Here is a 15221-nt window from a genome sequence, read left to right on the forward strand (position 1 = left end):
TTCTCGAGAATTTCGCATAAAACAACGAAAAAATAGACATTTTATTACTATAATACATTCTACTTGATACACCAACAGTATCCTTTGACCAAAAGGAATTCACCATCAGTTATTCTGAGTCCGTTAGGGTTAAGTCTATAAAAGCCGCGATGACCAAAAATAGTCATCGCGGCTTTTAATATATCACTATATACTAACGATACATTATTACATATTTCGACGATATTGCCCACCGCATTCATATAAAGCTCGCGTAATTTCTCCTAAGCTGGCTACTTTAACAGTCTCCATTAACTCTTTGAAAATGTTCTCTCCTTCTGTTGCAGCTTTCTTTAACCTTTTCAGCGCGTCTTCTCTTTTTTCTTCATGCTGCTGTTGAAACTTCTGAAGCTGATTAATTTGATGATTTTTTTCTTCTTTTGATGCGCGGGCTAACTGCATGTCATCAACTGAGGAACTTTCCTCTTCATTTGGATTAATATACGTATTTACTCCTATAATAGGTAAAGCTCCCGTATGTTTTTGCATCTCGTATTCCATGGATTCATCTTGAATCTTACCTCGCTGATACTGCATTTCCATCGCACCTAAAACGCCGCCTCGATCATTTAAGCGTTGAAATTCAGCCAATACCGCTTCTTCTACCAAGTCTGTTAGTTCATCAATAATAAAAGAGCCCTGTAATGGATTTTCATTCTTAGTGAGTCCATGCTCTTTTGTAATGATTAGTTGAATGGCCATCGCTCTACGTACAGATTCCTCTGTCGGTGTTGTAATTGCTTCATCATACGCATTGGTATGAAGAGAGTTGCAGTTGTCATGAAGAGCCATTAAGGCTTGGAGCGTCGTACGTATATCATTAAAATTAATTTCCTGTGCATGAAGCGATCGGCCGGATGTTTGAATATGATACTTAAGCTTTTGACTGCGTTCATTTGCGCCGTATTTATCACGCATCACAATTGCCCATATTCTTCTTGCCACACGTCCAATAACCGTGTATTCAGGGTCAAGTCCATTACTAAAGAAAAACGATAAATTAGGAGCAAAATCATCAATATGCATCCCTCGGCTTAAGTAATATTCCACGTACGTAAAACCGTTGGCTAATGTAAACGCGAGCTGAGAAATTGGATTCGCCCCTGCTTCAGCAATATGATAGCCTGAAATAGACACAGAATAATAGTTGCGCACTTTCTCGTCAATAAAGTACTGCTGAATATCTCCCATCATTTTTAACGCAAATTCTGTGGAAAAAATACACGTATTTTGGCCTTGATCTTCTTTTAAAATATCCGCTTGAACGGTTCCTCTTACTTGTTTCAACGTACCCGATTTTACTTCCTCGTATTCCTGTTCCGTTAAAGGACGCTTTAATTCTTCTTCTTTCTTTTCTACCTGCTGGCTGATAGCTGTATTCATAAACATAGCTAATAATATCGGAGCCGGCCCATTAATCGTCATCGAAACGGAAGTCGAAGGATGGCAAAGATCAAATCCCTTATACAAAAGTTTCATATCATCAAGCGTACAGACATTTACGCCGCTTTCGCCAATTTTCCCGAAGATATCCGGCCTTGGATCCGGATTTTCTCCATAAAGCGTTACAGAATCAAACGCTGTACTTAAACGCTTGGCCTCATCATCTTTTGACAAATAGTGAAAGCGGCGATTGGTTCGTTCTGGTGTTCCTTCACCTGCGAATTGACGCTTAGGATCTTCACCTTTTCGTTTGAACGGAAAAACACCTGCTGTGTATGGAAATGCACCTGGCACGTTTTCTTTATAAAGAAAACGAAGAACTTCCCCGTATTCATCAACCTTTGGAAGGGCCACGCGCGGAATACGCAGTCCTGATAGCGTATCAACTTGCAAAGACGTTTTAATTTCTTTATTTCTTACCTTTGTAATAAGTTCTTCTTGCCGATACTGACTTTTTAATTTAGGCCAGTTTTCCAGCTTTTCAATCGATTCGGCCGTTAGCTGTTTTTGATATTTCTCCTTTAGCTGAGTGAGCTCTTGCTTGGCTGTTTCTGTTTCCACTTCTTCGAGAGCACCCTCTAGCTGATAAAATTTACGCGCTGTTTGCGCTTGAACGTCCGTATTGCGGTGATAAGAGCGAACGCTGTTTACAATCTCCTGTAAATATTGCTGTTGATCATTAGGAATGATGGTATATTTCTTTTCACTTACGCGCTCTGATGATTTTTCTACGTGCCAAGACGTACGGTATGTTTGATACAGATGATTTACAAGATCTTCAAATAAAATATTTGTTCCCCCGTCGTTGAACTGACTCGCGATTGTTCCGTAAATTGGCATCGTAGAGAGACTATTTTCAAACAGCTGATGATTGCGCTGATATTGACGCTGCACTTGTTTTTTTGCGTCTTCGGAACCTTTTTTTTCAAATTTATTGATGACAATAAAGTCTGCGTAATCAATCATTTCAATCTTTTCTAACTGCGACGGCGCGCCAAATTCGCTTGTCATGACATAAAGAGAGACGTTTGCAATATCTTTAACTTGAGCATCAGCTTGCCCGATGCCGCTTGTTTCGACAATGATAATGTCGAAGCCCGCTTTTTTCACGACGGCAATTCCATCTCGAATGGCCGCCGATAGCTCATGTCCAGATGAACGCGTGGCCAAACTTCTCATATACACACGAGGAGACGCTGCGATGTTCATGCGAATTCGATCCCCAAGAAGCGCTCCTCCGGTCTTTTGTTTAGTTGGATCAACGGATAAAACAGCTACATGAATATCTGGAATATGTTCAATAAACCTTCTTACTAATTCATCCGTAAGCGAACTTTTCCCCGCTCCTCCTGTTCCTGTGATTCCAATAACCGGTATTTTTTGATCTGTCTCGCTGTCGATTACACTTTCTCGTATTTCTTCAAGAGCGGCTGCATGCTCTTTTGTGTATTCATAGGCTTCATTTTCAGCACATGTAATAAGCTGGGCAATTAAACGGTCATTAGCCGGCGTTAAGGTTCGATCATTCGGCAGTGCAGGGGGATTTGTGTAATAACAATCATCGATCATGAATTGAATCATGCCTTCTAACCCCATTTTTCGTCCATCTTCCGGAGAAAAGATTTTAGAGATGCCGTAATCATGAAGCTCTTGAATCTCACTCGGAATAATTACCCCGCCGCCGCCGCCATAAATTTTAATATGAGAAGCCTGTTGTTCTTGGAGTAAATCGTACATATACTTAAAATATTCTACATGGCCGCCTTGGTAAGAAGAAATGGCGATCCCCTGAACATCCTCTTGTATGGAAGCGTTAACAATTTCTTCAACAGATCGGTTATGCCCCAGATGAATGACTTCTACCCCCTTGGCTTGAAGAATCCGTCTCATAATATTAATAGACGCATCGTGGCCGTCAAACAGGCTAGAAGCGGTTAAAAAACGAAGCGGTCTTTTGCTTGTATTCAAACTGTCTCCCCCTCACACAGTTGTTGAAATGAAAAATTTTTAAGTAAAAAATCCAACTGCATATTTGTATATTCTTCTAGTGAATAATGCTTTTGCAGCCACCATCTGCGAAATGCCCACATCTGACCTTGAACAAATAAATGATGAGCAAACAGCGAAATTTCTTTATCCGTAAGTGCAAATTGATTGTTTTCTACGCAGCCTTCGATAATAACCTTAAACATTTCAACCATATCCAGCTCTTTTTTTAATACATATGGAAGCGCATCTTTAGACAGCGATTTCGCTTCTTGGTACATAACTAATACTTCATCTTGAAGCTCATCTACAACTTTAAAATAGTGTTGAATCGCTTGTTGAAGCTCAGCGATTGTATAACGATCCACTACCATCTCTTCTAATCGCTCTCTCACTTCGTCGTAAATGTTGTCACATACAAGATATAAAACATCTTCTTTAGATTGAATATATTCGTAAAGTGTACCGATACTGAACCCAGCGGCTTTGGCAATTTCCCTTGTTGTTGTTCGGTGAAAACCTTTTTCCTTAAATAGCGTGACGGCCCCTTTAATCATTTGATTACGACGCTCTACAATCAGCTTTTCATCTTTAATGGATGTGAGAACTTCTCTCTTTTTCATTTTTTCACCTCTCCTACAACAAGTGTTTTATTTAGCAAGATACCTAGAAATGACGAGACGCTGAATTTCTTGTGTACCCTCATAAATTTGCGTGATTTTTGCATCTCTCATAAAACGTTCTACTGGATAATCTTTTGTATAACCGTACCCTCCAAATACTTGAACAGCTTCTGTCGTTACTTTCATTGCTGTATCCCCAGCATATAATTTTGACATGGCTGATTCTTTGCCGTATGGCAGCCCTTGAGACTCGAGCCAAGCAGCTTGATAGGTTAACAGTCTGGCAGCTTCTATACTCGTGGCCATGTCGGCTAACTTAAACGCAATTCCTTGCTGAGAAATAATGGGCTTTCCAAATTGCTGACGTTCCTTTGCATAAGCCACCGCCGCATCTAACGCTCCTTGAGCAATTCCTACCGCCTGCGCTGCAATACCATTTCGGCCGCCATCTAGCGTCATCATGGCAACTTTAAATCCTTCTCCTTCATTTCCTAGCAAATTTTCTTTTGGAACACGGCAATCCTCGAAAATAATTTCTGTGGTAGGTGAGGAGCGAATGCCCAGTTTCTTTTCTTTTTTACCAACTGAAAATCCCGGCATATCTTTTTCAATAATAAAAGCGCTCGTGCGTTTTTCATTAGGATCGATGCGAGCAAATACGACGTAAATATCCGCTTCGCCGCCGTTTGTAATAAAGATTTTAGAACCATTTAAAATATAATCTTCTCCGTCCTTTACAGCGAGCGTTCTCATTCCTCCTGCGTCTGATCCAGCACTCGGTTCCGTTAACCCATAAGCACCTATTTTCTCACCCGTTGCCATAGGTTTCAGGTATTTTTGTTTTTGTTCTTCTGTTCCGAATGTATAGATTGGCCAGCCGGCAAGAGAAGTATGAGCCGACAACGTAACGCCTGTTGATGCACATACTCTAGATAGTTCTTCAACGGCAATGCAATAAGCTAGATAGTCACTGCCGATTCCTCCGTATTGCTCTGGCCATGGAATACCTGTTAATCCTAGATCAGCCATTTGTGTAAAGATTCCTCTGTCAAAACGCTCTTCTTCATCTCGTTGTGCAGCTGTCGGAGCCACTTCGTTTTTGGCAAAGTCTCGCACCATTTTTCGAATCATTTCGTGCTCTTCTGAAAGTTTAAAAAACATGATTATTCCCCCTATAGTTGACTGCTAATGACAATGCGCTGAATTTCGCTTGTACCTTCGTAGATTTCGCACACTTTGGCGTCACGAAAATACCTCTCTACTGGATAATCTTTCATATAACCATAGCCTCCCAAAACTTGAATCGCATCGATTGCTACATTCATAGCCGTCTGGGAAGCAAACAATTTCGCCATTGAGGCTTCTTTTTTGCAAGGAAGTTTTTGATCATATAAAAAAGCGGCTCTGTACATTAAAAGCTTCGCTGATTCAACAGCCGTTTCCATATCAGCCAGTTTAAAGGCAATTCCCTGCTGAGATAAAATCGGCTTTCCAAATTGATATCGTTCATTTGCATAGTTTTTGGCTGCCGTTAACGCACCTTCAGCAATTCCTACCGCCTGAGCAGCAATACCAATTCTTCCAGCATTTAAATTAGCCATAGCAATTCGAAATCCTTCACCTTCTTCTCCGAGACGATTTTCTACAGGCACCTGCATATTTTCAAAGTGCAGTTGAACCGTTCGAGAACCGTGAAGACCCATTTTATGTTCATCTTTTCCTACTGAAAATCCCTCCATCGTCTTTTCAACGATAAAGGCGCTCATCCCTCTCGACCCGCGTTCGGGATTCGTTTTAGCAAATACAATATATGTATCCGCTTCTCCCCCGTTTGTAATGAAAAGCTTTGACCCATTTAAAAGATAGTGGTCTCCTTTTCGTTCTGCTTTTGTTTTTAGGCTTGCGGCATCAGACCCTGCACTAGGTTCTGTTAGGCAAAAAGCACCTAAATATTCACCTGTCGCAAGTTTTTTTACATACTTTTGTTTTTGATCTTCCGTCCCAAATACGACAATAGGATTCGTACCTACAGAAGTATGAACAGACAAAATGACGCCGAGGGCTGGACTTACTTTTGATATTTCGTGGATGGCAATCATGTATGACACAAAGTCCAGTCCACCTCCTCCGTATGTTTGAGGAACGGGAATGCCCATCAGGCCAAGATCAGCCATCTGCTTTAATAAACCTCGAGGAAATTCACCCTTCTCCATGTTTGGCACAGCCGCAGCGACTTCTTTTTCACTAAAATCAGCTACCATCTTTTTAATCATGTGTTGTTCAGACGTAAAAAAGATCATTTTGCCACTCCTTTATGTTTCGTACGTAAAAAATCCTTTTCCTGTTTTTCGACCAAGCCATCCTGCCTTTACATATTTCCTAAGCAATGGACAAGGACGATATTTGTCATCACCAAACCCTTTATGGAGCGTTTCCATAATAAACAAACATGTATCGAGGCCGATGAAATCTGCTAATGTCAAAGGTCCCATTGGATGGTTCATTCCTAGTTTCATCACTTGATCAATATCCTCTTCGTTTGCTACACCTTCATAGAGCGTAAACACAGCTTCGTTAATCATTGGCATTAAAATTCGATTTGAAACAAACCCTGGAAAATCATGAACTTCCACCGGGGTTTTATTTAATTTTTTTGTTGTTTCATAGACTGCTTGATACACTTCATCAGCAGTAGCCAGCCCTCTAATAATTTCAACGAGCTTCATCACGGGAACAGGATTCATAAAGTGCATGCCAATTACTTTTTCAGGTCGAGTGGTCACAGCTGCAATTTCAGTAATAGGAAGCGAAGACGTGTTGGTTGCTAAAATAGTATGACTCGGGGCTAACGAATCCAACTCCGCAAAAATGGCTTGCTTGACTTCCATCTTTTCCACAACCGCTTCGACGATTAAATCTGCTTTTTGTGCTGCTGTTATTTCATTTGCCAAGTGAAGGCGCTCCATAATCCCTTCATATTCCTTAGCTGAGAGAGAACCTTTTTCCACCTGTTTTTTCAGACGTTTATCAATACCTTCTATTCCTTTTTGTGTATTTTTTTGATCAACGTCATACAAAGAAACTTGATATCCGTTCGCAGCAAATACTTGCGCAATGCCTGCTCCCATCTGACCTGCTCCAATAACCATAACTGTTTCAATATTCAAGTTGATTTCCCCCTTTTACACTTCTACCATGATGGCATCACCTTGGCCGCCGCCGCTGCAAATAGAAGCAATGCCTAGTCCGCCGCCTCGTCGTCTTAATTCATGAATGAGCGTTACAACAATACGGGCGCCGCTTGCTCCAATCGGATGTCCAAGTGCCACTGCCCCGCCGTTCACATTTACTCTTTCAGCCGGAAGCCCTGCAATCTCCATACTCATTAATGCTACTGCTGAAAAAGCTTCATTGATTTCAAACAGCGCAATATCGTCTACTGTCTTCTTTGTTTTTTGCAGTAGCTTGTTAATAGCAAACCCAGGCGTTTTCGGAAATTCCCTTGGCTCCATCGCAAGAGAAGTATGGTTTATAATCGTAGCCAACGGCTCATAGCCATTTGCTTTCGCCACATCTTCATCCATTAGCATGAGCGCAGCTGCTCCGTCATTCACGCTAGGTGCATTTCCTGCTGTAATGGTTCCACTGTGGCCAAATACAGGCCGAAGAGACGAGAGTTTTTCTAACGACGTATCTTTTCTTGGTCCTTCATCTTTTTGAACCGTTATCGTTCCTTTTTTAGACGGAATATCAACTGAAATTCTTTCTGCATCCCATCTCCCTTTTTCTTCTGACTCTACCGCTAATTGATGACTGCGAAGCGCCCATTCATCCTGCTTTTCTCGGGAAATATTCATTTCAGAAGCTATTTGATTTCCATACGTACCCATTTGCACCCCTGTAAAGCTGCATGTCAAACCGTCATGAACCATCAAATCCGTCACCACGCTATCTCCCATCCGGAATCCCCATCTTGCTTTTGGAAGAAGATACGGCGCGTTACTCATCGATTCCATTCCACCTGCAATGATTGTTTTTGCTTCTCCTAATCGAATCAGCTGATCAGCAGTTGTAATACTGCGCATACCCGATGCACAAACTTTATTAATGGTTTCCGTCTCTACTTGCCACGGTAAACCTGCATAATGCATGGCTTGCCTAGAAGGTAGCTGTCCTTGGCCCCCTTGCAGCACGCACCCCATAATAACGGAATCAATTTCTGTACGTCCCTTTGATGCTGCTTGAATCGCTCTCCCCCCTAGTTCTGCCGCTTTTAGTCCGCTTACGCTGCCACCTAATTTTCCAAAAGGTGTTCGAACTGCACTCACAATAACTGTTTTCCCCACTATTGTTTCCTCCCCTTTTTCCTACTCTTTGTCCTTGCCGATTGAACGCTTGCTCAATTTCTTTTCTTTAAAAAGTAGAGATGAATACCATCTCTACTTCTCCTTTATGAAACCTGTTCTTGCACGTCACCATAAATTGACTTTTCAAGCAGTTCTGCTACGTCATACGTATGAACCTTTTCTTCTACTTCTTTTGCTTTTGTTCCGTCACTTAGCATCGTTAAGCAGTACGGACAACCTGAACTGATAATGCTTGGATTAACGGCTAAGGCTTGTTCCGTGCGCGCTACGTTAATGCGCTGGCCGGTCGTTTCTTCCGTCCACATTAACCCTCCTCCTGCTCCACAGCACATACCATTTTCACGGTTGCGATCCATTTCAATCAAACTAACACCTGGAATCGCTTTCAAAATTTCTCTTGGTGGACTGTATACTTCGTTATATCTTCCTAAATAACAGGAATCATGGAAGGTAATTTTTTCATTAACCGCATGTTTTGGTGTCAGCTTACCTTCTTTCACCAACATAGCTAATAATTCTGTGTGATGATACACTTCTCCTTCAAAACCGAAATCTGGATATTCATTTTTGAAGATATTGTAAGCATGTGGATCAATCGTAACAATTTTTTTGATTTCATTTTTTTCAAATTCAGCGATATTTTTAGAAGCTAACTCTTGGAATAAAAATTCATTGCCCAACCTGCGGGGCGTATCACCAGAATTTTTTTCTTTATTTCCTAAAATCGCAAATGAAACACCCGCTTCATTGAGAAGCTTAGCAAACGATAGAGCGATTTTTTGACTGCGGTTATCATAAGATCCCATCGAACCTACCCAGAACAAATACTCAAACGTTTCACCCGCTTTACTTACTTCTTTAACAGTCGGAATGTGAACATCTTCTCTTACATGTCGCCATTCTTCACGCTCTTTTCGGTTTAATCCCCAAGGGTTTCCTTGACGCTCAATATTCGTCATGGCACGCTGAGCATCCGCGTCCATCTTTCCTTCGGTTAATACTAAAAAACGTCGTAAATCTATGATCTTATCTACATGCTCGTTCATTACGGGACATTGATCTTCACAGTTTCGGCACGTTGTACATGCCCAAATTTCTTCTTCCGTAATGACATCTCCAATTAGGGCGGGATTATATTCCGCTGTTGCTGCGGCTTCTGCTCCGCCTTGGCTGGCCGCCATCATCGCCAGCTGATTTCCTTTTGTTTTAGAGAATGCATACGTAGGAACCCAAGGAGCCTTAGATGTCACAACCGCTCCTTTTTCTGTTAAGTGATCGCGCATCTTCAAAATTAAATCCATTGGAGACAAAATTTTCCCCGTACCAGTTGCCGGACACATATTCGTACATCGACCGCATTCTACACAGGCATATAAATCAATGAGCTGATGCTGCGTGAATTCTTCAATCTTACCAACCCCAAACGTCTCCTGCGTCTCATCTTCAAAATCAATCTTTTCAAGCTTACCTGGCTTAGAAACACGGTTAAAAAATACGTTAGCCGGTCCAGCCAGTAAATGAGCATGTTTTGATTGAGGAACATATACTAAAAACGTCAATAACACGGCTAAGTGAATCCACCATGAAACATAAAAAATGGAGATAGCGGCAGTATCATTGATTCCCTTAAACAAGATGGCAATAGATGACGCAATCGGTTCTGTCCATGCTGGTTCATGATTATGCCAGATGATTGACATGCCGTTTCCAACAAGCACTGACAGCATAAGTGCTCCAATAAAAATCAGTACTAAACCAGATTTAAATCCTCTTTTTAAACGCACAAGCTTTTCTACATAGCGACGGTGAAAAGCCCAGACAACTGCTACTAAAATCAAAAACGTCACAATTTCTTGGAAAAATGTAAAGCCGGGATATAAAGGTCCAAGCGGCAAATGTTTACCTGGAAGCAAACCTTTTATAATGAAGTCTAACGCGCCGAACTGAACTAAAATAAACCCATAAAAAAACATGACGTGCATAATTCCACTTTTTTTATCTTTTAACAGTTTCTTTTGTCCAAACACATTCACCCAAATTTTTTGCAGCCTTTCTTTTAACCGCTGATCAAATTCAACTTTTTTTCCTAATTGAATGTACTCAATGCGTGTGCGAATTAAATATACAAACAAAGAGATAGCGTAAGCGGTTACAATAATAAAAAAGAGAAAATTCACCCACAGCAACCCTGTCATCTCGTCCCCTCCTTGAATAATTTGTTACCTTTCTTTCCTCCTGACGACTAAATTTTCTGATAATATATCTGTTTTCATTGTATATAATGAATGAGCATTCAGTCAATATCTTTTCGTTCTTTTGTTCATATTCTATTTAAACAAGGTGACACTAAGAACAACATAAAATGTATTTACATCGGGAAAAGAGGTGACATGATGAGCGGCATGATTGTGATTTTACTTTTTATTATTTTTATTGCTTGGCTTGCAATTGACCTTGGTGTTGGAAAGAAAGTATTTTCCCAGGCTGAAAATACTTTTCCAAAACGCCGTGCTTCTCTCTTTTTGTTCGCAGACGGGAATGTCTTGTATAAAGATTTATTTCACGAAATAGAAAATGCCTCTTCATTTATCCATTTATCGTTTTACATTGTACAAAATGATGAAATTAGCCAAGAATTTTTAGATTTACTAGTCCAAAAAGCACAGCAAAATGTTGAAGTCAGATTATTGGTAGACCGTGTAGGAAGCTATAAAATCAAGAAAAACAAAATTGCATTCTTAAAGAAACAAGGTGTTCATTTTGCTTACAGTCGAACGCTACGGTGGCCTTATTTGTTTTATACACTCAACGCACGCAATCACCGTAAAATGGCCGTTATTGATGGGAAAGTTGGCTACATTGGCGGTTTTAATATTGGAAGAGAATATTTAGGACTCGACGCCAAGCTTGGGGTGTGGAAAGATTACCACCTGCGTATGGAAGGGGAAGGTATACAAGACCTTCAAATGCAACTATTGAGCGACTGGTATGCTGCTACCGGCTTAGACCTGCGTAAAGTGGAAAGATACTTTCCACCAACCTCTGAAGGAGACTATGTTATTCAGCTAAAGTCGACTGAAGGTTTTTCACTTGAAGAAAGCTTTTTATCGATTATCAACCAAGCCAATAGGGAATTGTACATAGGTACTCCTTATTTTATTCCAAGTGAACCTTTGATGAATGCTTTACTCCAAGCTCGTGCACGGGGAGTAAAAGTTCATATTTTAATTCCAATGCGTGCAGATCAACCGCTTGTTCATCATGCTGCGTTTGCTTATCTTCCCACATTACTTCAAGCAGGTTGTATGATTTATCAATATTATTACGGTTTTTACCATGCCAAAGTATTAATTGCAGACAATGTTATCTGCGATGTAGGAACGGCTAATTTTGATAAAAGAAGCTTGTTCTTAAATGCTGAAATCAACTGTTTAATCTATGATGCAACGTATATTGAAGAAGTAAAGAACAGCTTTAAAGCTTGTATGGGGGAATGCCCAATTTTGTCTTTAGAAGATGTCAAAAACCGAAAATGGAGTGAAAAACTAAAGCAAGGATTTGCAACCTTTATTTCTCCGTTACTTTAATGAACGAAAAGAGGAAGATTTATCATGAAAATTAGATTTGGCTATGTATCACATGCCCTGTCGCTTTGGGACTGCTCACCTGCTAAAACCCTCACGTTTACTAGATGGGGAAAAATGAAAAAAGATGAGAGGCTGGATAAGCTTCATCACGTCACAAAACAAAATTTGAATCATACTAAGCGCGCTTTGCATTTTAATATTGCCCACGAAATTATGCTGTATCGATTGTCATCTTCTCTTGTCCCTTTAGCTACTCATCCTGAAGTAGCTTGGAATTACATTGATGCGTTCCAAGAAGACTGGTCAGAGATAGGAGAATTGATTCGGAATCATCAGCTGCGCGTGAGTTTTCACCCCAATCAGTTCACATTATTTACAAGCGACAAAAAACACATTACAGAAAATGCGGTAAAAGATATGGATTATCACTATAGAATGCTTGAAGCGATGGGAGTAGCTGATCAAGCTCTTATTAATATTCATGTAGGAGGAGCTTATGGCAATAAAGAAAAAGCGATTGGTCGATTTCATGAAAACATTCAAACGCTGCCGCCTGCCATTAAAAAGCGCATGACTCTTGAAAACGATGATAAAACATACACAACTGAAGAAACATTAGCCGTATGCGAAAAAGAGAAAGTCCCTCTCCTCTTTGATTATCACCACCATAAAGCAAATGAAGGAGAAGAACCTCTTGACCTATTGCTCCCTCGTATCTTTGACACGTGGAAACATATCGGATTAAAACCAAAAGTACATATCTCTTCTCCTAAATCTGAAAAAGAATTTAGAAGTCACTCTGATTATGTCTCAACTGATTTCATCGCACCTTTTTTGCAAATAGCTAAAGATATGGGACAAGATTTTGACGTAATGATTGAAGCAAAGTTAAAAGATAAAGCGCTGCTAAAATTAGTGGAAGATTTAGCATCAATGAGAGGAGTAAAGCGTACGGGAGGCGCCACGCTTGTTTTTTAAATAAAAAAAGAGCCAAGAGGCTCTTTTTTTATTTACATTTTTTCAGGTGCTGAAACACCAATTAGTTTTAAGGAGTTTTGAAGCGTTACTTGAACAGCTTTCACTAGTTCAATACGCGCTTTACTTGTTTCTATATTATCGCTGTCTAATACTTTTTCTGCATTATAGAAGCTATGGAACGTAGAAGCAAGATCAAATACATAGTTCGTAATGCGGTGCGGAATACGTTTTGTTGCTGCTTCCGCTACGGCCTGAGGGAACTCTCCGATTTTCTTCAGCAGTTCCATTTCTTTTTCTGCACTAATTAATGAAAGGTCGGCGCCAGATGTTGATTGAATCCCCATCTCTTCACCTTGACGAAGAATACTGCAAATACGGGCATGAGCATATTGCGCGTAGTATACAGGATTTTCATTAGATTGAGAAACAGCTAAATCTAAATCAAAGTCTAAATGTGTATCCGCACTTCTCATCGCAAAGAAGTAGCGAGTTGCATCAAGACCTACCTCTTCTACTAGGTCACGCATTGTTACTGCTTTACCTGTACGTTTGCTCATCTTCATTTTTTCGCCATTTTGATACAGTTGAACCATTTGAATAATTTCTACTTCCAGCGTATCTTTTTCATAACCAAGCGCTTGAATCGCCGCTTTCATACGAGGAATATATCCATGGTGGTCGGCTCCCCAAATATTAATTAGCTTATCAAATCCGCGTTGAATTTTGTCTTGGTGATACGCAATATCTGGCGTTAAGTACGTAAATGAACCGTCATTTTTAATTAACACACGGTCTTTATCATCACCAAATGTTGTAGAGCGGAACCACGTAGCACCTTCTTCTTCATATACGTGGCCTTGTTTTTTCAACGTTTCAAGTGCAACTGAAATTTTATCATTTTTATAAAGAGACGTTTCAGAATACCATACGTCAAATTTCACACGGAACTGTTCAAGATCACGCTTTAATTTAGCTAACTCATAATCTAATCCGTATTGACGGAAGAATTCAAAACGCTCTTCTTCAGAGGCGTTTACATACTTGTCTCCGTGCTCTTTTGCTAACTCTTTTCCGATGTTTATAATATCAGCACCATGATAGCCGTCTGCAGGCATTTCTTTCTCTAAACCAAGAGCCTGCATGTAGCGTGCTTCTACTGAATAAGCCAGGTTATTAATTTGGTTACCAGCATCATTGATATAGTATTCACGTGACACATCGTAACCTGCTTTTTCAAGAACATTACATAATGAGTCTCCAACTGCAGCACCGCGGGCATGTCCTAAATGTAAATCTCCTGTCGGATTAGCTGAAACAAACTCAACCTGTACTTTTTGTCCGTTCCCTACGTTTGTCTCACCGTATGCTTCACCAGCTTTTATAATCGTTGGGATAAGCTCTGTTAAATAAGAGTTATTCATATAAAAGTTGATGAATCCAGGGCCTGCAATGTCAATTTTTTCGATAGATGCTTTTGATTTATCGAAGTTTGCTACAAGCTCTTCAGCGATAACACGCGGTGCTTTTTTGGCAATACGAGCTAGCTGCATAGCCATATTGGTAGAATAATCACCATGTGTTTTATCTTTTGGGGTTTCTAATAGAACTTCTGGAAGTTCTGCTTTTTCAGCAAGTCCTGCTTTGACCACAGCATCTTGAATTTCAGCTTTTAATTTTTGCTGCACTTGTTCGACGATGTTCATTTTTTCTCCTCCTTGAATGTAATGGTTAACGCATATTTCCCAGTAGGCTGACCCTGTACTTCTAGATCATACGTTAAAAATAACCGACCCTTTTGAGTCATTTGTTTATATTCAATGTTATGAGCGAATGTTAGTAAATCCATACGTCCATAAGGGCTTATATAAGTTCCTTCGATCTGTACCTTTTTACGAAACGATTGCTTCATTTGAACAGCACCAGTTCGGTTAATTGATACTTCGTCTTCGCTAATTTTTACCATTGTTCTAATATCTCCGATTTCCTCTTGGCGCTCTGTGTATGTAAGATAAATTTTCGATCCTTTTTCATAATACATACCTTTTGCATTTACCGATGTTGTCTCTTTTCGGTGACCATCACGGATATCCGTCACAATTTTAACTTCAATGGGTTTTTTGACTTCTGAAGCGTTACTCACAAAAGACACTTCCTTATTAAAATGAATACGTTATAACTTAAATAGTATAAACATTCTA

Annotated in this window: 11 protein-coding genes; 2 read left to right on the forward strand and 9 right to left on the reverse strand. The window is 40.1% G+C overall.

All coding sequences use genetic code 11. The features are described 5' to 3' along the window. Positions 1–207: 207 nt before the first annotated feature. The 7 genes from icmF to NST66_RS25230 all read right to left on the reverse strand — a co-directional run bounded on the left by icmF (position 208) and on the right by NST66_RS25230 (position 10653). The gene (gene icmF / locus NST66_RS25200) at positions 208–3450 is read right to left on the reverse strand and encodes a fused isobutyryl-CoA mutase/GTPase IcmF (protein ID WP_098112253.1); all 3243 of its coding nucleotides are present in this window, start codon (positions 3448–3450) and stop codon (positions 208–210) included. Then, complete coding sequence (locus tag NST66_RS25205; RefSeq protein ID WP_014457745.1) at positions 3447–4091, reverse strand: TetR/AcrR family transcriptional regulator; 645 nt, start codon at positions 4089–4091, stop codon at positions 3447–3449. The genes icmF and NST66_RS25205 overlap by 4 nt, the downstream gene beginning before the upstream one ends. Positions 4092–4118: 27 nt before the next feature. Beyond that, positions 4119–5252 carry an acyl-CoA dehydrogenase gene (locus tag NST66_RS25210; RefSeq protein ID WP_013059833.1) on the reverse strand — a complete coding sequence of 378 codons (1134 nt, stop codon included), beginning with the start codon at positions 5250–5252 and terminating at the stop codon, positions 4119–4121. Positions 5253–5263: 11 nt separating this feature from the next. Then, positions 5264–6391 (reverse strand): acyl-CoA dehydrogenase, encoded by a 1128-nt coding sequence (locus NST66_RS25215; RefSeq protein WP_028411970.1) that lies wholly within the window; start codon positions 6389–6391, stop codon positions 5264–5266. Positions 6392–6403: 12 nt separating this feature from the next. Next, positions 6404–7258: a 3-hydroxybutyryl-CoA dehydrogenase gene (locus tag NST66_RS25220; RefSeq protein WP_028411969.1), complete on the reverse strand. Its 855-nt coding sequence runs from the start codon at positions 7256–7258 to the stop codon at positions 6404–6406. 15 nt (positions 7259–7273) lie between these two features. Further along, positions 7274–8437 carry an acetyl-CoA C-acetyltransferase gene (locus NST66_RS25225; protein ID WP_028411968.1) on the reverse strand — a complete coding sequence of 388 codons (1164 nt, stop codon included), beginning with the start codon at positions 8435–8437 and terminating at the stop codon, positions 7274–7276. A 104-nt stretch (positions 8438–8541) separates the two neighbouring features. Beyond that, entirely contained in the window at positions 8542–10653 is a 2112-nt protein-coding gene (locus NST66_RS25230) for a (Fe-S)-binding protein (protein ID WP_034263992.1), read from the reverse strand. Positions 10654–10851: 198 nt separating this feature from the next. Between NST66_RS25230 and cls the strand changes: the two genes are divergently transcribed. Continuing rightward, complete coding sequence (gene cls / locus NST66_RS25235; protein WP_051137078.1) at positions 10852–12045, forward strand: cardiolipin synthase; 1194 nt, start codon at positions 10852–10854, stop codon at positions 12043–12045. A gap of 24 nt (positions 12046–12069) precedes the next feature. Continuing rightward, on the forward strand, positions 12070–13023 hold the full coding sequence (uvsE, locus tag NST66_RS25240; protein WP_034263994.1) for a UV DNA damage repair endonuclease UvsE: 954 nt from the start codon (positions 12070–12072) through the stop codon (positions 13021–13023). A gap of 32 nt (positions 13024–13055) precedes the next feature. On the opposite strand, the gene argS is transcribed toward uvsE, so the two are convergent. Further along, a complete protein-coding gene (argS, locus tag NST66_RS25245) occupies positions 13056–14726 on the reverse strand; it encodes an arginine--tRNA ligase (RefSeq protein WP_033580387.1) in 1671 nt (556 codons plus the stop codon). Further along, positions 14723–15163, reverse strand: coding sequence for a DUF1934 domain-containing protein (locus NST66_RS25250; protein WP_014457736.1), 441 nt, complete (start codon positions 15161–15163; stop codon positions 14723–14725). Before NST66_RS25250 ends, argS begins: the two co-directional genes overlap by 4 nt. Between the last annotated feature and the right edge of the window lie 58 nt (positions 15164–15221).

This window comes from Priestia sp. FSL W8-0524 (assembly GCF_038005965.1).
Classification (GTDB): domain Bacteria; phylum Bacillota; class Bacilli; order Bacillales; family Bacillaceae_H; genus Priestia; species Priestia zanthoxyli.